At 37.6% G+C, this 22,328-nt stretch carries 20 protein-coding genes; 7 read left to right on the plus strand and 13 right to left on the minus strand.

Going from position 1 to position 22,328, the window contains the following annotated elements; translation table 11 throughout:
* Positions 1-4: 4 nt before the first annotated feature.
* From IGJ20_RS10620 to IGJ20_RS10630, 3 genes are read right to left on the minus strand one after another with little or no spacing between them, the layout of a single operon-like run.
* Entirely contained in the window at positions 5-3,142 is a 3,138-nt protein-coding gene (locus IGJ20_RS10620) for an SbcC/MukB-like Walker B domain-containing protein (protein WP_126254668.1), read from the minus strand.
* 4 nt (positions 3,143-3,146) lie between these two features.
* On the minus strand, positions 3,147-4,415 hold the full coding sequence (locus IGJ20_RS10625; RefSeq protein ID WP_016615057.1) for an exonuclease SbcCD subunit D: 1,269 nt from the start codon (positions 4,413-4,415) through the stop codon (positions 3,147-3,149).
* Positions 4,416-4,466: 51 nt separating this feature from the next.
* Complete coding sequence (locus IGJ20_RS10630) at positions 4,467-5,093, minus strand: lysophospholipid acyltransferase family protein (RefSeq protein ID WP_002356461.1); 627 nt, start codon at positions 5,091-5,093, stop codon at positions 4,467-4,469.
* Between the two features lie 188 nt (positions 5,094-5,281).
* Between IGJ20_RS10630 and IGJ20_RS10635 the strand changes: the two genes are divergently transcribed.
* Entirely contained in the window at positions 5,282-6,016 is a 735-nt protein-coding gene (locus IGJ20_RS10635; RefSeq protein WP_010821789.1) for a tRNA1(Val) (adenine(37)-N6)-methyltransferase, read from the plus strand.
* Positions 6,006-6,272, plus strand: a complete 267-nt coding sequence (locus IGJ20_RS10640) for a GIY-YIG nuclease family protein (protein WP_002356455.1) — start codon at positions 6,006-6,008, stop codon at positions 6,270-6,272. The genes IGJ20_RS10635 and IGJ20_RS10640 overlap by 11 nt, the downstream gene beginning before the upstream one ends.
* A gap of 66 nt (positions 6,273-6,338) precedes the next feature.
* Here the strand turns inward: IGJ20_RS10640 and IGJ20_RS10645 are convergent, their stop codons facing one another.
* From IGJ20_RS10645 to IGJ20_RS10655, 3 genes are read right to left on the minus strand one after another with little or no spacing between them, the layout of a single operon-like run.
* Complete coding sequence (locus tag IGJ20_RS10645; RefSeq protein ID WP_002356454.1) at positions 6,339-7,034, minus strand: 5'-methylthioadenosine/adenosylhomocysteine nucleosidase; 696 nt, start codon at positions 7,032-7,034, stop codon at positions 6,339-6,341.
* A gap of 15 nt (positions 7,035-7,049) precedes the next feature.
* Positions 7,050-7,346, minus strand: coding sequence for a cell wall synthase accessory phosphoprotein MacP (gene macP / locus IGJ20_RS10650; protein ID WP_002356451.1), 297 nt, complete (start codon positions 7,344-7,346; stop codon positions 7,050-7,052).
* The gene (locus tag IGJ20_RS10655; protein WP_002356449.1) at positions 7,343-7,927 is read right to left on the minus strand and encodes an NUDIX hydrolase; all 585 of its coding nucleotides are present in this window, start codon (positions 7,925-7,927) and stop codon (positions 7,343-7,345) included. The genes macP and IGJ20_RS10655 overlap by 4 nt, the downstream gene beginning before the upstream one ends.
* 403 nt (positions 7,928-8,330) lie before the next feature.
* Here IGJ20_RS10655 and IGJ20_RS10660 point away from each other — a divergent pair, with 403 nt between their 5' ends.
* The 4 genes from IGJ20_RS10660 (at position 8,331) to IGJ20_RS10675 (ending at position 11,743) form a co-directional block, all read left to right on the plus strand.
* A complete protein-coding gene (locus tag IGJ20_RS10660) occupies positions 8,331-9,011 on the plus strand; it encodes a 5-bromo-4-chloroindolyl phosphate hydrolysis family protein (protein ID WP_002356448.1) in 681 nt (226 codons plus the stop codon).
* Positions 9,012-9,030: 19 nt separating this feature from the next.
* Positions 9,031-10,218 carry a toxic anion resistance protein gene (locus tag IGJ20_RS10665; RefSeq protein WP_002356447.1) on the plus strand — a complete coding sequence of 396 codons (1,188 nt, stop codon included), beginning with the start codon at positions 9,031-9,033 and terminating at the stop codon, positions 10,216-10,218.
* A gap of 144 nt (positions 10,219-10,362) precedes the next feature.
* Entirely contained in the window at positions 10,363-11,202 is an 840-nt protein-coding gene (locus tag IGJ20_RS10670; protein WP_002384084.1) for an NUDIX domain-containing protein, read from the plus strand.
* 16 nt (positions 11,203-11,218) lie between these two features.
* Complete coding sequence (locus IGJ20_RS10675) at positions 11,219-11,743, plus strand: GNAT family N-acetyltransferase (RefSeq protein WP_002407244.1); 525 nt, start codon at positions 11,219-11,221, stop codon at positions 11,741-11,743.
* Between the two features lie 44 nt (positions 11,744-11,787).
* On the opposite strand, the gene IGJ20_RS10680 is transcribed toward IGJ20_RS10675, so the two are convergent.
* From IGJ20_RS10680 to recX, 4 genes are all read right to left on the minus strand, one after another.
* Positions 11,788-12,273 carry a hypothetical protein gene (locus IGJ20_RS10680; RefSeq protein ID WP_002407245.1) on the minus strand — a complete coding sequence of 162 codons (486 nt, stop codon included), beginning with the start codon at positions 12,271-12,273 and terminating at the stop codon, positions 11,788-11,790.
* Between the two features lie 137 nt (positions 12,274-12,410).
* Positions 12,411-13,535, minus strand: a complete 1,125-nt coding sequence (locus tag IGJ20_RS10685) for an LCP family protein (RefSeq protein ID WP_002368824.1) — start codon at positions 13,533-13,535, stop codon at positions 12,411-12,413.
* A 180-nt stretch (positions 13,536-13,715) separates the two neighbouring features.
* The gene (mutY, locus tag IGJ20_RS10690; protein WP_430605210.1) at positions 13,716-14,900 is read right to left on the minus strand and encodes an A/G-specific adenine glycosylase; all 1,185 of its coding nucleotides are present in this window, start codon (positions 14,898-14,900) and stop codon (positions 13,716-13,718) included.
* Positions 14,890-15,690, minus strand: a complete 801-nt coding sequence (recX, locus tag IGJ20_RS10695; RefSeq protein WP_126254671.1) for a recombination regulator RecX — start codon at positions 15,688-15,690, stop codon at positions 14,890-14,892. Before recX ends, mutY begins: the two co-directional genes overlap by 11 nt.
* A 131-nt stretch (positions 15,691-15,821) precedes the next feature.
* Here recX and rlmD point away from each other — a divergent pair, with 131 nt between their 5' ends.
* Positions 15,822-17,192: a 23S rRNA (uracil(1939)-C(5))-methyltransferase RlmD gene (gene rlmD / locus IGJ20_RS10700; protein ID WP_010823119.1), complete on the plus strand. Its 1,371-nt coding sequence runs from the start codon at positions 15,822-15,824 to the stop codon at positions 17,190-17,192.
* Between the two features lie 71 nt (positions 17,193-17,263).
* Here rlmD and IGJ20_RS10705 read toward each other — a convergent pair whose 3' ends face one another.
* The 3 genes from IGJ20_RS10705 to IGJ20_RS10715 all read right to left on the minus strand — a co-directional run bounded on the left by IGJ20_RS10705 (position 17,264) and on the right by IGJ20_RS10715 (position 22,247).
* Entirely contained in the window at positions 17,264-17,512 is a 249-nt protein-coding gene (locus IGJ20_RS10705; protein WP_002356434.1) for a GlsB/YeaQ/YmgE family stress response membrane protein, read from the minus strand.
* Between the two features lie 180 nt (positions 17,513-17,692).
* Positions 17,693-20,815 carry a beta-galactosidase subunit alpha gene (ebgA, locus tag IGJ20_RS10710; RefSeq protein WP_161970837.1) on the minus strand — a complete coding sequence of 1,041 codons (3,123 nt, stop codon included), beginning with the start codon at positions 20,813-20,815 and terminating at the stop codon, positions 17,693-17,695.
* Complete coding sequence (locus IGJ20_RS10715; protein ID WP_002359464.1) at positions 20,748-22,247, minus strand: amino acid permease; 1,500 nt, start codon at positions 22,245-22,247, stop codon at positions 20,748-20,750. Before IGJ20_RS10715 ends, ebgA begins: the two co-directional genes overlap by 68 nt.
* Positions 22,248-22,328 lie beyond the last annotated feature (81 nt).

A 22,328-nucleotide genomic window follows, 5' to 3' on the forward strand; every position in this document is an offset into this window, starting at 1 on the left:
TCCACTAAGCTAGCTGATAGTGAACGGTACTTTGACCATTCCCATTGCTTTTTATTTGTAATTGTTGTGGAATTCGTGCTTTTAATTCGCCAATATGACTAATAATCCCAATCATGCGGCCTTCATTTTCAATCGTTTCTAACGCCTCCATTGCCATTTCCAATGCTTCTTCATCTAAGGAACCAAAGCCTTCATCAATAAACAACGCATCAATTAAGACTCCGCCTGCTTGTTCTTGAATCACTTCTGCTAAAGAAAGTGCCAAAGCTAACGCTGCTATAAAACTTTCCCCGCCTGATAACGTGTGAGCACTGCGCACCGTCCCCGAATTGTCATCATAAATATTGATTTCTAGCCCCGTTTGATTCCGATAACTGCCTGCTTCGTGATTCAATTCAAATTGATAACGACTATTGGTCAGGCGGTCTAAACGCTGATTAGCGACTGTCAGCACTCTTTCTAAATACGTTTGTAACATATACCGTTCAAAACTAATTTTTTTAGGATTATTGCCATTCACCGTATCTGCCAACTGTTGTAGTGCAGCAACTTCCTCAAACTTGTCTTCAATTGTTGTTCTTTGCGCTTTAATTTCTTGAACCAACTGTTGGTTGTTCAGCATTTTTTCATGCAGTTGATAGTATTTTTTTTCTTGTTCTTCAATTTGTTGTGTTATTTGTTCAATTTCTGTGGTGATTAAAGATAATTCTGGGAACGTATCACTAGATAATTTTTTTTCAATTTCAGCGAGTTGGATAGTCAGTTGGGTTTGCTCTTGTTCAAATAAAGCAATTTGTTCTTGCTGACTTTCTAGTGTCGGTACCTCTTTCAACCACTCCGTCAATTGGTCCTCTGTCACTCCTTGTTCCGTTAAAACTGCGTTTAACTGACTCTCAAGTTGTGCGACTGTTTGTTGAAGTGTTTGTTGTTCTTTCTCCAAATGCGTCAACGTACTTTCAAGGATCATTTCTTCTTTCTTCAAGGTTTCTCCTTGTGTCGTCACGTTTTCTTTTTGACGTTCAAATGCAGAGAGTTCTTCTTGAAGCAAAGTTTGTTGTTTGGTCATTTCTTCGTATGTGACGGTTGCATCCAATAATTGGCTAGCAATCATTTGCTGCTGGATAGTGATTCTTTCCAGACTTTGTTGCATTGTTTCTACTTGTTGTCGGAGCACTTCAAAGCGTTGGGAATTTTCAGCTACTTGTTCTTCTAGTTCCGCTAGATGGTCCTTTTCGACTGAAATTTCCGTTAGTTTTTGTGCTATTTGTTGTTTTTCTTTAGCTAATTGCGACTCAACTTCCGCAATTTCTGCAGGTGTTACTTGTGAAAAAGTTAGTCCTGTTAACGGCAACTGCAAGTCAGCAAACTGCGCTGCTAATTGTTCTTGTTCCTCAGTATACGCAGCTTCCTGTTCTTGTAATTGGCTTTCTTTCTGTTGCTTTTCCGCCCCTAATGCAGAGAGCGTTTCAGTAAATCGTTGAACCGTTTTTTCAACTTCCGTTAATTCCCGTTCCGCTTGATTAATCTCTTCTAAGGAAACTTCTTGATGAGTTTGTTGCTTTGGATGTTCTAAAGAGCCACAAACTGGGCAAGGTTCCCCCTCTTCAAGTAACAAGCTTAATCGTTGGATTTGTAAAGAGGCCCATTGACTTTTCTTTGTCTGCAACTTCGCTTCTTCGGCGCTTTTTTGTTGCTGTTCAACAGCAAACCGTTGTGTCAACTCGTGCAATTCCACTTGGTTTTGACTAATTTTTTGCCAAGCTTTTTGATTTTTTTGCCAACGTTCTACAAAATTTTGCCAATGATCTGCTACACTAGAACATTCAAAATTTGCTTTTTCAAGTGTTCCTTCTTGTTCAATAAATTGTTTGGCTGTCGCCACTTTATCCGCTAATGTTGTTTTTTCTTGTTGGCAAGATTCATACTCTTTTTGAATGGCTTGATAATTGGCTTGTTCTGCTATTTGTTGTTGGGCTAACTGTTCATATTCTTGGTATTGTGGTAATTGACGTTGAATCGTTTGAAGACGTTCTTGTTTTTCAGCAATCAATGGTTGTTGTTCTTCCAACTCACTCATGATTGCTTGCCAATCTGTCAATGCTTGTTGCGTTTCCATAAGAGCTTGTTGTTTGGACTTTGTTTCTTGCTCTTTTTGTTGTTTTTCGCTTCGTTTTTCAAAGACTTTTTCAGCTAAAGATTGCTGTTTTTGGCTCCATTTTAATTGCTGAATCTGTTCCTTTAACCGCTCAATGACGGTTTCCTGTTCAGCTTGTTTTGCTTTCTTTTCCAGTAATTCTTCTTTTTGCTGTTGCAAGTTTTGTCGTTCTTCAATAGCATAACGAACTTGCTCTTTTGCTTGTTTGGCTTGTTTTAAGGTTGCAATTTGTTCTCTTTCAACTAATAGTTGTTGCTGAGCCTCTTGTTGTTGGCTTTCTAATAATTGAAGTTTTTCAAAAAGTGTCATTGTCGGTTCAGGTTCTTCTGACCAATGCAACTGTTCTGTTTTCAGTTCAATTTTTTGCTGGGTTTCTTGAATCTCTTGATTGGCAATTTTTAAGCGTTCTTTTAAATTTTCGCTGAACAACTGATACAATTCTGTTCCGAATAAATTACGCAAAACCTTTTCTTTTTCATCACTTTTAGCAATTAAAAAAGTCCGAAACTCTCCTTGTGGTAACAATACAATTTGAGCAAATTGATTGGCATTCAAATGCAATAATTCTTGAATGAGTTCGTCCACTTCACGTCTTTTAGAATAGGCTCGTAGTTCTTTCCCTTGAGCATCTTTGACAATTAAAGAAATTTTGGCACTTTGTTTACGGACTCCTGTGCCACGTTTTTTAAAAAGTTCTTGTTCGGGAAGGCGGTTCAGTTCATAGAGAAACTCGTTATGTTTAAAAAGCAAAGTAACTTCAGTGGCTTCTGAGGGGTCAGCAAATGTGGAACGCATTTCTTTGCCTAAACGTAATTTCCCAGAACTTTCACCAAACAAAGCATAGCTCATTCCATCAAAAATCGTTGTTTTCCCAGACCCTGTTTTTCCACTAATTAGAAAAAGTGAAGAATCTTCAAACTTCGTAAAATCAATGGTTTCATTAATATACGGTCCGAAGTTTTTCAATGTTAAAGATAATGGTTTCATCCTATTACTTCCCTCTTTCTAATTGATTAAGTGTACTCAGTTCTTCTTGGACCCATTGTGCTTGTTGTTCTGTCAAGGCCTCTCCTGTCACATCGTTAAAAAAGTCATGCAGATGTTCTTCTGGTGAACGTTGTTCTATTTGTACCACTTTTTTCTGATTTCCGCTGCTTGTTTCTCGACCATTCAAACGTTCCAACCCAATAATTTTGGGGTAAATTTTTCGCAATTGATTCATCATGTTGGGAATGATCGCTCGGTCGGTTAATTGGACATGTAAATAATTTTCCCGATTCACTTCTTGATAAAAAGCGGGATCCGTTAACTGCTGAAACGAGCCCGTCAATTGTTGAATGTCTCGCAATGGTTTCAAAGCACGGAATTGAAAATGAACTTCAGTTTCTGTTTCAACAAGCCACACACCCTTTTCTTGTGTCATTTCTGATAAAGAAAATTTTACAGGCGAGCCACTGTATCGAGCATTAGGTGCCTGCAACGCATTTTTTCCATGTAAGTGGCCCAACGCGACGTAATCAAAAGGCTCTAACAAAGCCGTCGGTACAACATCCAAACCACCCACTGTTAATTTTGTTTCAGAATCAGTTTTTTCACTGCCAGCGACAAAAAAATGACTAACTAACACCTGTTTTTTGTTGGGGAGAAAAGATTCCTGCATTTTCGCGACAACTTTTTCCATCGCCGCCTGAATCGTTCGAATCGTTTCATCTTCAAAATATAAGCGAGCCGCAATCGGTTCAAAATAAGGCAACAAATAAAATTGGGTATTGTCGATTTCAATTGGTTGAAAGGCTTGTTCTAAACGCGTATTCAAATGAAATTGCGTTTGGTTAAACCAAGGGCCTCCTGTTTCTAAACGAGTGCTGCTATCATGGTTTCCCGAAATAGCTAACACGGGGAAATGCTCTTTGAGATTCATTTGAATCATCATTTCATTAAAAATCTCGACTGCTTCAACTGCTGGAACAGAGCGATCATACAAATCTCCAGCGATTACAACAGCATCCACTTGCTCTTCTTTCGCAATTGCTAAGATTTGTTTAAAGGCTTCCCTTTGTTCTGCCAACAAATCAAAACCATGTAATTTTTTGCCAATATGCCAATCTGCTGTATGTAAAAATTTCATTTTTTCACCGCCTAAAAAAGTCCTTCTTATTATTATAACAAATTTCTGGTATTTTTTAAGAAAATCGGACAGAAGAATTAGATTTTTAACAAACTTTTTTCTTAACGCAAGAAAAAAGACAGGGAGCATCATCTTTTGATGAGACTACCTGCCAGTAACATTCCTATTCTATAGCGGTTTGTTTTATTCTTTTTCTGTTGATTCATATTTAAAAGTTGGATCAATTTCTTTATCTAACTGATCAAATGCTTCTTGCATCCGACGTTCCACTTCAGCTAAACCGTCTTTATCCATTTTTTTAATATCGCTAATATCGATTGGCTCCCCAAAACGAACCGTTACTTTTTTACGTTTAAACAACTCTTTTAAAGTTAACGGACCTTGATAAACAGATGGCACGATAGGTACTCGCCCCATTTTAGCAATCAAGGCTACCCCACCTTTTAATTCTGAGGAATGACGCGTGCCACTGGGGAACATAATCAAACTTAAATCAGAATTTTTTAAAATTTTGACAGGTGTTTTAATCGCGCTGGGACCGGGCTTCTCACGATCCACCGGAAACGCATTCGCATGTTTTAAAATGAAACGTAAAACAGGATTTTTAAACAACTCTTTTTTTGCCATAAAGCTAAACTTCTTAGGACTGCCAGCAACAGCTAAATACAGCGGTTCCCACCATGTTCGATGCGGCGCAACTAAGACATAGTTTTGGTCTTTTGGTAATTTTTCTTTATTTTCATAATGTGCATTTCCATTAATCACAAATAAAATGACGCGAACCACGCCACGCATAAATGTAAAAAACATAATTTTCTTCCTTTCTTCTCTCCGCTTTCTAGTATGCCGAAAGCTCTACCTTTTGACAAGCTTTTTTTACGTCTATCAATTAGAGAAATAACATGTCCCTACTAATCTAGGGAACAGATTTTGTCATACGGGTTTAAAAGTAGTATAATACATGAACAATCAGATGAAAAGTTGGAGGTTCTTAATCTATGTTATTATCCGGCGAACGGATTGATCAATTATATGCGGATGATATTCAAATTATTCAAAGCAAAGAAGTCTTTTCTTTTTCCATTGATGCAGTCTTATTGGCTAATTTTCCGCAACTACCAAAAAAAGGCAAGATTGTCGATTTGTGTGCTGGCAATGGCGCGGTCGGCCTCTTCGTTAGTCGGAAAACAGCTGCAATGATCGACCAAATCGAATTACAACCTCGTTTGGCGGATATGGGTCAACGAAGTATTCTATTAAATAAATTGGAAAAACAAGTAACGATGTATGAACGTGATTTAAAACAAGCGACAGAGGTCATCAAAAAAGATTCTGTCGATTTAGTACTATGTAACCCCCCATACTTTAAAGAACGACCAACTAGCCAAAAAAATCCAAACCCGCATTTAGCGATTGCCCGTCATGAAATTCACACGTCTCTTCAAGAAGTGGTCACTGTGTCGGCGGATTTATTAAAAACAAATGGTCGCCTCGCAATGGTTCATCGACCTGATCGTTTCCTTGATATTTTACATGCCATGGAAAACGCCAATATTGCGCCGAAAAAAGCTCGGTTTGTTTATCCGAAGCCAGGCAAAGAAGCCAATGTTTTACTAATTGAAGGCATTAAGCAAGGCAAAAAAGACGGTTTTCGTGTGTTACCACCTCTTTTTACATACAATGAAAAGAACGAATACGAAGCAGAAATGAAGGCTATGCTGTATGGAGAATAAGAAATCCCATTATTTTTATGTTTTACTTTGCCAAGATGGTTCCTTTTACGGTGGCTATACAACTGAGCCAGAACGTCGATTAACCGAACATAATAGCGGAACTGGTGCAAAATATACACGATTAGCCAAACGACGGCCAGTCAAAATGATTCATACAGAGAAATTTGAAACACGTAGCGCGGCCACCAAAGCCGAAGCCGCCTTTAAAAAATTAACGCGCAAACAAAAAGAACAGTATTTAAAAACCTTTCATTAAATGACAATCAGCAAAAAGAAATAGCCATCATTTCATCAATGAAATGATGGCTATTTCTTTCTCTTTTTAAACTAAGTTTTCGACAAAATGAATAACCATTTCGGCTGATTTTTTCCCAGCTTCATCGATGAATTCGTCAAAGCTTTGAGTTGCTTCGCCATCTGCTGTATCACTCATTGCCCGTACAACTAAGAATGGAATATTGAACTGTGAAGCCGCTTGGCCAATTGCTGCGCCTTCCATTTCGCAAGCTAAGGCTTCAGGAAACTCTTTCTTAATTTTGGCGATTTTCTCAGCGCTATCCACAAAAGTATCTCCAGTAACAATCAATCCTTTACGAATAGCTAAACCAGTTTTTTCAGCAGCTTTCGCAATTTCCATCCGCAAGTATTCACTTGTTTCAAAATACAAAGGCACACCACCAGGCAATTGTCCATAGGCATAACCAAAACCAGTGACATCAACATCAAAATAAGCTAATTTGTCTGCAATGACTAAATCGCCGACTTTTAGTCCTTCACCGATACCACCAGCAGAACCGGTATTAATCACCATATTTACGCCATATTGATGAATCAATAAAGTCGTGGTCACAGCTGAGGCCACTTTACCAATTCCTGAACGAACCACAATCACCTCATGTCTTCCTAACGAACCAGAAACAAATAAAGCTCCTGCTCGTTCCCACGACATTGTGTCTGTCAATTTTTCTTTTAGAATTTTGACCTCTTGATCCATTGCTCCAATAATTCCAATTTTCATAGTGATTCCTCTTTTCTATAAATTCAAAACGATATACGCCACAACGGCTAATAAAATCGCTACAATAATAATTGCCTTGTTTAACCAAGTACTCCGTTCTCGACGTTTCGAGTATTCTCCTACTCGTGACTTGTTGATCGGTTTTTGTTTTTTCTTTTCTTTACGATAAAACGTCGAAATTTCTTTTTCTTTTCGCTTATACGCTTTTTCCGCCAGCTTCTGCTCTTCCTGCTGACGACGTTCTGCTTCTTTTTCTTCTGCTTCTCTGCGTTTGCGAAGTTCTGTCCGAGTGACTAACGGACCTTTGCTCATTGCGTGTCCTCCTTAAACTGTCTCTGCAGTAAATACAATTCCCAGTATTGTATAGCAAAAAGTGTTTTGGCATCACAAATCGTGCCCTTTGCCACTTCTGCTTTGGCTTCAGCTATTGTTAGCTCGTAAAGTTCCAAGATTTCATCTTCATCTTGAGGACGCGGATTTTCGACTTTCTGCAAATCCGTTGCCAAATAGAGAGCCAATTTTTCATTAGCAAATCCTGGTGACAGATACATTGAATTTATGTAGGTGAGCTGACCTGCACGATACCCAGTTTCTTCTTCTAATTCCCGCATAGCCGTCGTTTCCAGTTGATTTTCTTCTCCAGGATCAATTTTTCCCGCCGGAATCTCTAAAATCACTTGTTCCAAGGGTTTTCTAAATTGTTTAACTAAGACGATTTTTCCTTCTGCGGTTAACGGAATCATAGCTACTGCGCCTGAATGAAAAACCAATTCGCGTTTAGCTGTGCCGCCTGTCGGTAAAGCCACGTCATCCAAAAAAACATCAATAATCTTTCCTTTAAAAATTTCTCGACGTTGAAGTGTTTTTTCTTCGAAGTCCTCATAATTTAACATATCTTTCACCAACCTTTCTTGTTTATCATACCCTAAAATGATAAAAATCGCACCCCTTCTTCTCTAGTTAAACCCTTTTCAAAGAAAAAAATTTATTGCTTTAGAAAAAAATTACATTTTCGAAAAAAAATAGACATAAAAAATTCACAACTTCCTTGTATTATTTAAGCATACCAACAAACAACCCTAACAAAACACTTTTTCATTTTTAACTCCTTTCCCGTCCTACCCCCAATTAGGACGGGTCTTTTTTTTGCGTTTTATACTTTTTTTCTTAGGATTTCACTAAATCATAAAATACATCTTCCGCTGTATGTCTTTTCTCTCACAGAGTATGCTAAAATAACTATTGTAACGAGAGCTGACTCTTTCGAGGATTAGATAGATAGGAGGAACTATATAAATGAACAAATTAAATACAAAATTACTGATTGGCTATATTCTTTTAGGAGCCTTAATCATTGCTGTCGCTAGAGAATATGGCTTCTTCGCTTTTGTGATTCTGGTAGGCTTTTTAGTATTCGTTCTCTATCGAAAAAAGAAAAATGCCGCCGACAAGAGCGATCAAATGCCTTACTTAACGAAAGATAAAGAAGCCCATTATCGTGAGTTGGGGTTATCTCCACAAGAAATTGATTTTTTCAGAAGTACAATGAGCACAGCCAAAAAACAAATCATACAATTACAAGAAAACATGAATCGTTCAACTAAATTACGGGCGATTGACTTACGTAATGATACAACGAAGGTTTCTAAAGCTCTGTTTAAAGAGTTAGTGAAAGAACCTAAAAAGTTACACTTAGCCAATCACTTTCTCTATACACATTTACCAAATATCGTTGACTTAACAAGTAAGCATTTAGAAATCGAACAACATGAAGTAAAAAACAAACAAACGTATGAAAAATTAGAAGAAAGCGCACAAATCATTGACCAATTGTCAAAATTAGTTAAAAATGATTATGAGGAAATCGTTTCCGATGACTTAGACGATTTAGATGTCGAAATGTCGATCGCTAAAAGCAGCTTGTCGCAAAAAGCTGCAACTGAGGAATCACCTCAAGTAAACGAAGACCAGCAATAATCATTAGGGAGGAAAAAAAATGACTGAGCAACAACCCAAAGAAACAACATCTGTAACCAATACATTGGACGATTTATTAAGTAATCCATTTTCATCAATGGATGAACTAACACCAACGCAACAAAATGAACTATCTGAGTTAAAAGAACAGCAAGCAGCTCCTCGTTTAATTGATAAATTACCACAAGAACGTCAAGCCCAAGCAAAAGAGTTAGCTTCAAAAATTGACGTCCAAGATTCACAAGCAGTAATTACCTATGGTTCAAATGCCCAAATCAAACTCGGCGAATTTTCGCAAGCGATGTTAAACCACGTTCAAGCACAAGACATTGGTCCTGTTGGTGATTCACTGACCGATCTAATGTTTCGTTTAAATGAAGCCAATCCCAATGAATTACGTGCTGGCGAAGGCAACTTTATTCAAAAAATGTTAGGTAAAGTCAAACAATCCGTTTACGAAATTACCGCCAAATATCAAAAAATTGGTGCGCAAATTGACAAAATTGCTGTCAAATTAACCCATGAAAAAGATGGTCTTTTAAAAGATAATGCCATGTTAGATCAATTGTATCAAAAAAATAAAGATTATTTTGATGCCTTAAACATCTATATTGCCGCTGGGGAATTAAAAGCAGAAGAACTACGGACGCAAATTATTCCTGAAGCCATGAAAAAAGCGGAAGAATCTGGAGATCAAATGGATGTCCAAATTGTTAATGATTATAACCAATTCCTAGACCGTTTAGAAAAAAGAACCCATGATTTACGCTTGGCTCGTCAAATTACGATTCAACAAGCCCCACAAATTCGTTTAATTCAAAATACTAACCAAGCTTTGGCTGAGAAAATTCAATCATCGGTGAATACGGCGATTCCGTTATGGAAAAACCAAGTAGTCATCGCCTTGACCTTACTCCGTCAAAAAGATGCTGTGACTGCTCAACGTCAAGTCTCTGAAACCACCAATGACTTACTGAAGAAAAATTCAGAAATGCTAAAAATTTCTGCAATTGAAACAGCAAAAGAAAACGAACGTGGCCTAGTCGATATTGAAACATTACAAAAAACACAAAATGATTTAATTGAAACTATCCAAGAAACATTACGTATTCAACAAGAAGGAAAAGAAAAACGCCAAGCTGCCGAGATCGAACTTGGCCATATGGAAGAAGATTTGAAAAATAAATTATTAGAATTAACACAATAAACAACGTTTAGAACAAACTTCTTATAGTACAAGCCTGGGACAAAAATCCAAAGTGATTTTTGTCCCAGGCTTGCTTTTCTTTTTACGCTTGAATATTGTATTTCAGCCACTTAATGATACAATAAAAGAAAACCATGTTTCTTTTTGAAAGGAGGAGCAATTGTGCCACAATTTGCTTCTAAAGCCGAAGAAAAAAATTATTATGAACGCCAAGCTAGCTTAGCAGAGTTTCTAACTTGGTATCATCAACAAGAATTACCTGAATATGAAAAACCCTCTTTAACCGTTGATATGGTTCTTCTTTGTTACAACAAGGAAGCTGATCAATTAAAAGTCTTACTGATTCAACGTAAAGGTCACCCCTTTAGAAACTCATGGGCGCTTCCTGGCGGTTTTGTTAATCGTAACGAATCTACTGAAGATAGTGTTTTAAGAGAAACAAAAGAGGAAACTGGTGTGGTGATTTCTCAAGAAAATATTGAACAATTACACAGCTTTAGTCGCCCAGATCGAGATCCTCGTGGCTGGGTCGTGACAGTCAGCTATTTAGCCTTTATTGGTGAAGAACCTTTAATTGCTGGCGACGATGCCAAAGAAGTCCATTGGTTCAATCTTGAACGGCATGGTCAACACATCACGTTATCTCATGAAGATGTGGAAATTACTTTAGACTTGAAAACAGCGGCCTCTCTTGGTAAAGATACATTAGCCTTCGACCATAGTGAAATTATAATTAAGGCGTTTAATCGTGTTGTTGATAAAATGGAACATGAACCGCAAGTGCTTCAAGTCTTAGGAAAAGATTTCACCATTACGGAAGCCCGTAAAGTTTTTGCGAAGTTCCTCGGCGTTGATTATCGCAGCATTGACCATTCAAATTTTAAAAAAGCCATGACACAATATTTTGAAGAGTTAGGTGAACGTCCCGTTGGCATTGGCCGCCCTTCAAAAATTTACCAATTGAAAACAACAACAGGTTTCTAAGAGGAGGGAATATTTTTTGACTGTTTACTTAAGAAAAGCAGAACCTTCTGATTTGCCTGACATCCTTGCTATCATTGAAGATGGACGCCGCACCTTACAAAAAAGTGGCATTCCCCAATGGCAAAACGGCGATGGCCCGAATCAAGAAATTTTAGCAAAAGATATCGACCAGCAAACTTGCTATATTTTAATGGTTGATGATGCCTTGGCAGGCGTTGGTGTTTTATGTTCGGAGATTGATCCTGCTTATGAAGCGATTTTTAATGGTTCTTGGCAACCTCATTCTCAAACTACGTATACGGCAATTCATCGTGTTGCTCTAAAAAGTTCCTTTCAAGGTCAAGGACTGGCCTTGGTGCTTTTGCGCTCACTGGTTACAGCCGCTCGTTTGCAAGGTGCTACTGATATTCGAATTGATACACATCCACAAAATCTCGCTATGCAGCACCTGATTAAAAAAGCTGGCTTTGTTTATCAAGGTGACGTGATTTTAGATGTTAACGATGGCGAACGTTATGCTTATCAGATGATATTGAAATAAAAAAGTTAGGGATAACTGCCAGATTGACAGCTATCCCTAACTTTTTACATCTTATGAACACTATGAGCGCTTTGAATGCCCTCACAGGCTTCTTTACAAGCTTGATTAATTAATAAATAAGAGGATTCTTTTTGGCGGATTCCTAATTGATATTTCAATTCATCTGTCACTTGGCAAGATTCACTTAATGCCTCTAACCAGAAAAATACTCCTTCTTTATACGTATCTAATCCTTCTAGCAAGATTTTCGTTGCTTCTTTATCATAATACGGCTCTAAATTTTTACGAAACATCATTTCTTCTGTAAAAAAACGATTCACATTATTTCGGCAAAACATATAAGTGTCACGGCCTCTCCGATGTGCAGCCTGATTACAACCGTATTCTTGAACTTCTTTAGAGATGGCTTTGAAAATTTCGTTGTATACTTCAATTCTTTGCATAATTGACAAAATGGTATCTGTATAACTAAACATAACTCCTTGCTCCCTTCCCCTTCTAAGTAACAAAAATTTGCTTGTTACTCTCATTATAAAGGGAATGTTGGGTTTATATCAAATGATACGCTGTTCCCTTGCTAAAATCCTTCGTTTTTTCCTTAGAAGAATAATAAGTAAGCGGATTACTTAATCTGTTATGTTCGGAATTTCTACACTTGGAAAATAAATTATTTTATAAAGCCATTTTCCGTTTTAACTGATGGCAACGGGCCAGTCTGTGTATTGCCAGGAACACCAATATACGTATTGCCGTTGATGGAAGTCATTTCGTTTTCCTCAGCTGCTTCATCTTGAACGGTATAATCACTTTGATATAAAAATTCACCGTTCGTATGGAAGACATAGCCGTCTTGATCTCGTTCATCTGGCTTTTCTAAATTTAAAGACACACGTAATTGATGCCGGACATTTTCAATACTATCTGGATATAGTTCAACCATACTGCGCCCTTCATTACTAAAAGTGCGCCAGTCAAAAGAAAGCTGTTGTTTATCATAATTGGTCCAAGTCAAACCTTCTTTGACTAAATGAGTCAATTCATTGGAATCCACATCAGTTTGAATGTTTCCATTTAACGAATCAATAATGTCCATTATTTTCATGATTGATTGACCAGATTTCAACTTGTCTTCAACTGCTTGAATAATTTCTTGTTGTCGGAATCCACGCATAATATCGTTATCGCTATGTCTTTCACGGGCATAAGATAAAGCTTTCGTACCATCTAAATGCTGTTTCCCTGCATCAAAATGAATGGATCCTGGCCCGTCTTTGGTGACACCATCAAACGCCTGCTTGACATTGACATCTATGCCGCCAACTGCATCAATTAACTTAATAAAAGATAAAAAGTTAAACACAACGTAATGATTGATTGGAATATTCAATAATTTCTCAACTGTGTTAACAGAAGCTGTTGGTCCATCGTAGGTATAGGCGGCTTCAATTCGCTGCATCCCTTGGTAATTTTTCGCATCAATTTGAACAAAACTATCCCGTGGCAAACTTAAATAGGTTATTTTCTTCGTCTTGTTATTCACGGTAATCACCATCATAGCATCAGTCCTAGTTGTGCCTAATTTCCGTTCAATTGTATTGTCTAGACCCATGACCAAAAACGATTGACTATCTTTATTTTGCGCTTCAGTATAATCATTTTTTATGGGAACATAGCCTTTATCAATTGTTTTCTTTAAATAGCTACCCGCTACAGCAAAGTATGCTGAGCCGACTGTGACAAAAAACAAAATGATGACTAAACTAATTAAGCTGATTTTTCGCTTCCTACTCATTGGCTGTACTTCCTCTCTCTTGAAAAGTCTCCACCATCATTACTACTCCTCTAAGCAGACAAGAGACAAGTCTATCTTACCAGTCCCTTTCAAAACTAAACATAGCAGAATTTATATAGGGGTATAACCTAGAGGAAACAAAAAAGAGGGGCTTGTTTGTTAAAAAGCCTCTCTTTTTTGTTATTTTTTTTCGTGTTCTTTTTTGAACAATTCCACCATTTTTTGCTGTGGTTTTGGAAAAACATAGTCCGAAAATTGTTGTGCTGCCACCCATCGCTGCGACTCTAGTGTGGCTAATTCGCCTGTATTTCGGCCATAAAAGACTAAGATATGCCATTTTAAATGACTGAAAATATGAACGACTTCGCCTAAGGCACGTTTTTGCCAGACAACTGTTTCATAGTCCGTAAAAAAGTTGACAGGTTCTTCAGCGACCAAAGGCTCTGTTACAGGCTCTAACTCTAAAGTTAATTGTTTTTCCGTTTCTGCTGGTTGCGCCAGTTTTTGCAATTGTTGAAATTTTTTTTTGCTAATTTCTTCAATCGGAAACAGCCACATATTGGCTAACAAACCGGTTTCAGGTCGTTGTTCTAATAAAAATTCTTGCTTTTTATTTTCAATAATAGTGCCGATATAATACACATCTTTCGGTTTAACTTTTTTTGATTTGACTGGATAAGCGGTCATTTTATCTGCCTGATAGGCCGCACAATATTGCTGAAGCGGACAGCTTTCACACTTAGGTGAAGTTGGGGTGCAGACGGCTGAGCCTAGATCCATTAAGGCTTGATTAAAATCCCCTGGACGCTCACGATCGATGATTTTAAGCATCGCCGCTTCAAATACTTTACGACTACTCGCTTTTGCAATATCTGCATCAATTTCAAATAAACGGCTCACTACCCGCATGACGTTACCGTCAATTGCTGGTTCGGGTAAATTAAAGGCAATACTGCCAATCGCACCAGCTGTATAGGGGCCGATTCCTTTTAAACCCCGAATATCTTCGATTGTATCAGGCATTTTCCCACCAAATTCTGAAACAATCTGTTGCGCTGCCACTTTTAAATTACGTGCTCGTGAATAGTAGCCTAACCCTTCCCAAGCTTTCAACAACTTATCATCTGGCGCTTCCGCTAAATCTTGAATCGTCGGAAACCATTCCATAAATCGATAAAAATAATCAATGACTGTATCTACGCGAGTTTGTTGTAGCATAATTTCAGAAATCCAAATACGATATGCATCTGTATTCGCTCGCCAAGGTAAATTGCGTTTTTCTCGTTCATACCAAGCTAAAAAATCTTCCTGGAATGAACTAACTTTTGCGGGACTCCACGCCTCCCAAGGCTCTTTATTCGTCATGTTCTACTTCCTTTTCGCTAATAAATTGCTGAATCAAATCATAGTCAAACCCTTTTTGGAATAAGCTTTGTTTGACTTTTTGGACTTTTTTAGAAAAATCAAATCGCTGATTGGCACGCCATAAACGTTCGCCTTCCTTGTTTAACGCTTGTTGTTCTTGTTCTTCGTCCTTTTCAAAAGCTAAAGATTCCAAAGCTAGATCAATGATTTCATTTGTAAAGCCCTTTTGCATCAGATGCAGACGCGTTTTCTGAAGTGCATCTTTAAAACTTTTAGTTCGATAGCGTTTCATGGCTTTTTCTGCAGTTGCTGTAGCAACATTAAGCTGTTCATCTAACGTATAAAAGGTCAAACCATGCTGAATATCTTCTTCACTAATACCTTTTTGCTTTAATTGTTGTGCCACATTTCGTGGTCCTTTATCACTGGTTCGCATAGCTGTCCGTACGTAACTTTCACTAAAAATTGCATCATCCAACAACCGCAGCTCTTCTAAACGTTGAACGATTTTTACTCGATCTTCAGGTACAATTTCTTTCTCTTTTAAATAAGTAAAAATCTCTTTCTTTGAACGTAATTGATAGCTTAAATAATTCATCGCCATTTGTAACCCGACATCATAAGAACTGGCTTTTTTTATTTCTTCTATTAAAGTATCTGATAAATCTTGGCCTTTTAGCAGACGCTGCCGTACTAAAATATCTTCCGAGACACGCAGTTTTTCGCCTGAAGATAGCCAAAGTAGATAAAATTCACCTTTATCTTTACTAATTCGTGTGATTGTTGTCATCTTATTCTCCTGCCCCTCTAAATCAGAACATATATTCTACTATACCATAGAATCCTTGGAAGCCAAATAAATAAAAATGTGCTAAAATGGGAGGAAGTGAAAAATGTGAGATGACTAAAGGATGAAAGAATATGACCCAACAACTAGTAAAAAAAGGCCAACAAATTTCTTTAAAAATTAAACGATTAGGAATTAATGGCGAAGGTATCGGCTATTATAAAAAATTAATTATTTTCGTTCCTGGGGCGCTACCGAAAGAAGAAGTGACTGCCACGATCACAAATGTTACACCAAAATTTGCTGAAGGAATCCTTCAATCTGTCAAAAAAGCTGCTAAAGATCGCGTGGTCCCTCCTTGTCCTGTCTATGAAACATGTGGCGGCTGCCAACTACAACATTTAGCCTACAAAGCACAATTAGACTTTAAAAAAGATTTATTAAAGCAGGCGCTTAACAAATTTAAACCAGCCAATTATCAAAACTATGAACTACGAAAAACAATTGGGATGGAGAATCCTTGGAATTATCGAAATAAAGCCCAATTCCAATTACGCCAAATCGATGGCCAAGTAGAAGCTGGTCTCTATCAAGCTGATTCACATCAATTAGTACCGATTGATAACTGTTTGGTCCAACAGCCTGCGACAACCAAGGTGATGAATACATTAGTTGATTTATTGAATAAATTTCAATTACCAATTTATGATGAACGTAAAAATAGTGGTATCTTTCGAACATTAATGGTTCGAGTTGGCATCCAAACTGGCGAAGTCCAAGTAGTATTCATTACACAATCGCAGAAATTTCCACAAAAAGAAAAAATGGTTCGCGCAATTAATGAACAATTACCAGAAGTTGTTTCTATTATGCAAAATGTCCAAAATAAAAAAACCTCTCTAGTAATGGGTGATGATACCCTTCACTTATGGGGCAAAGAAAGCATTGAAGAACACATTAACGACGTTGTCTTTGATTTATCGCCGCGAGCATTTTTCCAATTGAATCCAGAACAAACGGAAGTTTTATATAATGAAGGAATCAAGGCCTTAGATTTACAACCAAACGAAACTGTTGTTGATGCTTATTGTGGCGTCGGGACCATTGGCTTAAGTTTAGCGAAACAAGCGCATCAAGTTCGTGGTATGGATACCATTCCCGCCGCAATTGACGATGCTAGATTCAATGCAAAACGACTTGGTGTTACGAACACACATTATGCTGTTGGAACAGCTGAAGACTTATTACCTAAATGGTTCAAAGAAGGCTTTAAACCTGATGCCATTGTAGTTGATCCCCCACGGACTGGTTTGGATCGTAAATTATTAACGGCCCTTTTGAAACAACCACCTAAGAAAATGGTGTATATTTCTTGTAATGTATCCACGTTAGCACGTGATTTAGTTCAATTAGCCAAAGTATATCAAGTAGACTATTTACAATCTGTTGATATGTTTCCACAAACCGCTCGTTGTGAAGTTGTCGTAAAATTAACGAGAAAATAAAAAAAGGCACCAAGTTTCACGAAATTCGTGAGACTTGGTGCCTTTAACTAATTAAACAATTATTTACTTAATTAGCTATTTTTTCGTCCGAAGAAGAATGAAACCACAGCAACTAAGATTACTGCCCCAATAATTGATGGCACAATTGCCATACCTGCTACGTGAGGACCCCAGCTACCTAAGATTTTTTCTCCGATAAATGAACCAACTAAACCGGCAACGATATTCGCAATCCAACCCATTGATTGACCTTTGCTTGTAAGTGCGCCAGCGATAGCACCGATAACAGCACCAACGATTAAAACCCATAAAGTATGCATAAAATAATTCCTCCTAAATGCTTTATCTAGCGAATAATTCGCTATGTTACTATTATGGACTACTTTTATTAGATAACAAAATAGTTTGCTTGTTTCCATGAAAAAAAAGCAATAATTTCTGATAATTTCATTAAAAAAGCTCAGAACAGGAGACCGAAGTGCACTGTTCTGAGCTTTTATTTAAGAAATTGTTGGTCGTTTTACTCGTTCATGTGCGACATCCGCTGCTTGAATCTCTTTATTATTAAAAGGTGTTAAGCGGAATGCCAATTGGAATTCTTCAAACGTAGTCCGGTATTTTTCTAATTGCCACTGACCACAAGAGTAGCTACCTAGGGCATTTTGTTTGTAATCGATATTTAAAACAACATACTCACTTTCTTGTAATTCATTGGTATGCTTAGCAACATCTAGCGCTTGTTCTTCAAAATAAGAAACACTAAAATTATATGAATCAGCCGCTGTTGCTACTACCCCTTGGCCGCGATCATCCGTGAATGCGGACCATTTAGTCGCCATGTGGTTACCATTGGCTTGTGGAACAACATAATTAGTGAACATTTCCGCCACTGTAGCATCATAAACGCCAAGTAAACCAGCTTCTTGTGAATCTACATAGTTTTCTCTCGGCCCTTTACCGAAATATTTTACTTCTGATAGAGACTTGTCTAAATGGAGAGTCACACCCAAACGTGGTAACATATCTGGCGCATTTTCAATTTTACCAGCAGGACTACCTTTTAAATCGAAGAAAATTTCGCCATTTGGTGCAATTAAATACTGATAGGTACATTGATAATGCCAAGCACTGTTAGTCGTTCCGTTAATTGTTTTTACGATGACTTGGATAAAATCATCAACTTTTTTCCACTCAAAAGAACGGACAATTTCATGCTCTAAATGTAAGAAATATTTCTTCTTCATTTCATCAATAATTTCCATATCATTACTGATTGGTGCCCGCCAAAATGTAAATTTCGGCCCTTTATGCAATAATTTTTTACCATCTCGTGTCACATTCGTTAAGGCGCCCTTCACTTTATCAAAATTAATTGAAAAGTTTGGTCCTTCAATGTATAAATGAGGGCCAATTTCCTTTGCCATTAGCGAGCCAACTGGTGTGATCTCAATCCCTGGTGTTGTAATTGGCAATTCAAACTGTGCGGTAGCTAATTCATGACCAGCAGATGCATAGGCGGTCGTTTCTTTCAATTGATATGAAAGAGTTAAATAATAGGCGGCTCCTGCCTTTTTAGGAAAATCTAAATGATAAGGTAAGTGCAGTCTTCCTTCTGCTCTAGCAGCAATTGCTGGCACTGCTACTGTCCCTGATTGAATCACTGTTTGATCTTCAGTAATTGTATAAACCAGCTTAAAGATAGCCAAGTTTTCAAAGTCAAACCGACTCAATAATGAGAATTCACCTGACAGAACGTCAATAGCGCTAGTTGTAATGGGTTCAATGACTTTTTTGTATTCATACAAGCTAGGAGATGGCGTACGGTCAGGCATCAACATCCCATCAATACAAAAATCTTTGTTACTTGGATCATCGCCGAAATCGCCGCCATAACGATAATAAACTTCACCGCTATCTGTCACCGATTCAATGCCATGGTCAAACCATTCCCAAATAAAGCCACCTTGTAATTTATCATGAGCATAAAATAGCTCTTGGTATTCTTTTAAATTCCCAGGGCCATTCCCCATCGCATGACAATATTCACATAAAATATGCGGTTTTTTTGAATTTTCAATAATCGTATTCATCAGTAATTCTCTAGTTGGGTGTTCCAACCACGTATACATTGTAGAATAGACATCCGTGACCTCTGCCTCAAAATCACCTTCATAATGAACCAAACGTGTTGGATCCATTTCTTTTGCAATACGGGCCATTTCAATAAAGTTATGACCAAACGCAGATTCATTTCCTAACGACCAAAAGAGAATTGATGGATGGTTTTTATCCCGTTGAATCATCCGTACCATCCGAGAAACATAAGCTGTTTCCCATTCTGGATCGTTGCTAATCCAATCATATTCTCCGGTTAATTCAAAGCCATGACATTCCAAATCAGTTTCATCAATCACATACATTCCATATTCATCGCATAAATCATAGAAATAAGCAGATGCTGGATAATGACTGGTTCGAATGGCATTAATATTAAATTGTTTCATTAAACGAATATCTTTTTCAATTTCTTCACGACTAACCACTCGACCATTTTTCGGATTATAATCATGACGATTCATTCCTTTTAGTTTAATGGCCACACCGTTGACTAAGAAAGTCTCACCAGATACATGAATATTTCTGAAACCAACTTTTTGCGGAATAACTTCGACGACTTCCCCTTCAGAAAAAACAGTGATAAATAGTTGATACAAGTATGGTTTTTCAGCTGACCAAGCAGTGACAGACGGTAAACTTGCTGAAAATTCAACTGTACCTTGATTTCCTGCGACAGTCTCTTTAAGAACCGTTTTTCCCTGCTGATCCATCAACTCCAATTGAACTTGTTGTCCTTTGTCTTGCCAAAATTTACCCGTAATTGCCAAGTGGCCATTTTGATACGAATCATCTAAATCGGAAATAATAAAGAAATCTTCCAGCCCATTTTCTGGTACACCGAGTAATTCAACATCACGAAAAATACCACTTAACCACCACATATCTTGATCCTCTAAATACGTACCATCTGACCATTGATAGACTCGCACCGTTAAATCATTTGTTTCACCAATTTTAGCGTAAGGCGTAATGTCAAATTCTGCTTCATTTCGTGCACCTTTACTGTAGCCAACTTCATGGCCGTTCACCCAAACATGATAAGCTGAATCTACGCCACAAAAACGTAAAATGATTTTTTTATCGTGAAATGTTTCATCTATAGCAAATGTCCGTTTGTAAATACCTGTTGGGTTTTCCGTTGGTACATACGGCGGATTAATGGGGAAATTGTACCATAAATCAGAGTAATGCATTTTGCCATATCCTTGGACTTGCCAATTTCCAGGAACAGTGATTTGATCCATTTGGCTTGTATCAAAGTCCGTCGCAAAAAAGTTTTCTGGGCTGTATTCTGGCGCTTCTAAAAAAAGAAAATGCCAGCGTCCGTTTAAATTTTTGTATGCTTGTGTATATTTATTTTCATTTAATAACGCTGTTTCTTTCGAGGGAAAGCTCGAAAAGTGTGCTCGTCCAGGCAACCGATTAATACTATCTACTTTATAATTTTCCCAAGTCTTCATAATCCATTTCTCCTTTACCAACTTCATTTTTTTCTTTTGTTTCATATCGTTTCCAACAAATCCAAGCAAAGCCCATAAAGACAATTAACCCAATGATGTTATACGCCAACATGCCCAGTGGACTAGCGGTTCCTTTCGGTAACGTGCCATTGATTTCTTCCATGATTAATTTTGGGTCCGGCACAGTTGACATAAAGAATACAAAGATAAAAATGGCTAATAAGAAAATTCCCGCAATTAAGCCAAAGGTTCGATTACCAAAGCGGAAACTTCTCGGCATTGTTTCTTTTTTCCAACGAAGCCCAATATAGGCGATTAACAAGAACAAGACAGGCACTAATGACGTAGAAGCTGTCATATTAATTAACGTCTCTAAAAAGCTATCCATATTTCCAATTCCTAATGCTGGAATGGCAACTAAAATCGTCACAATAATTCCTTGAACTAACAAAGCATTGGTTGGATTTCCCTCTTCGTTCGTTTTCACTAGCCACTTACCGAAGACCCCATCAGGAATTTCTGAGAAAAATACTTTAACTGGTGCTGCCGTCCACAGAGCCAAAGAACCAAGACTTCCGACAAATAAGATAATTCCTACTAAGCGCACCATCATTGCTGCGGGAATATGGAAATACGTACCTAAAATTTTAAAGATATCAAAAATACCATTTGAAAAGTTTCCTTTTAAGACGTCCGTTGGCACTACCAAACCTACAGCAACAGCTCCAAGAATATACATGATGCCGACCGCAATCGTTGCACCAATCATCGTGCGGACAAACGTTTTATTGCCGCCTTTAACATCCTTAATATATACACCAATACTTTCACCACCGCCAACAGCTTGTAAAATCCACGCCATCGTCATGAAAAAAGTCCAATTAAAAGTTGGCATAATTGACGTCGTGGTAAACTCTTGTGCTGGTTCATTGCCAAAACCAAACACGACGACAAAGGCTAAAACCACAAAAGCCACGCCCATAAATAAACGAGCACCACCCGCTAAGCTAGTCACTTTCGAAATCCACGAAACCCCTTTAATACAAACCCATGTCATTAACCAAAATAACAGAATAGAAATCACTGCAATTATTTTAGTACTATGGTTTCCTTGAAAAACGTTTTGACCTAAAAAAGCGTATGAACCATAAATCAATGTATTCGGTAGCAATGAACAGAAGAAAAACAAGTTGACAAAGAAATACGACCAAGCGCCTAAAAATGCCCATTTAGGTCCTAGCACAGATTCCAACCAACTGTGAACACCTGATTCATTTTCAGAATTAGCAGAAGCAAATTCTGCAATCATTAGAATAAATGGTAAAAAGTAAAAAATAGAGCCGAATAAATAGCCTGGAATAGTTGCTAGGCCAATCTGAATACTGTTGTTAACAATGCTGGGAAAGGCAAAAACCGCTGAAAAAGTCATGAGCATCAATGCGACAGAACCTAATCGTTCCCGTGAATGTGTTGCCATTTTACTACATCCTCTCTTTATCAAATTAATTAGTACTCACACATTGTAAAACGCTTACAGTTTTTTAAAAATAAAAAATGT

The organism is Enterococcus sp. DIV0294 (assembly GCF_050558155.1).
Taxonomy (GTDB): Bacteria; Bacillota; Bacilli; order Lactobacillales; family Enterococcaceae; genus Enterococcus; species Enterococcus faecalis.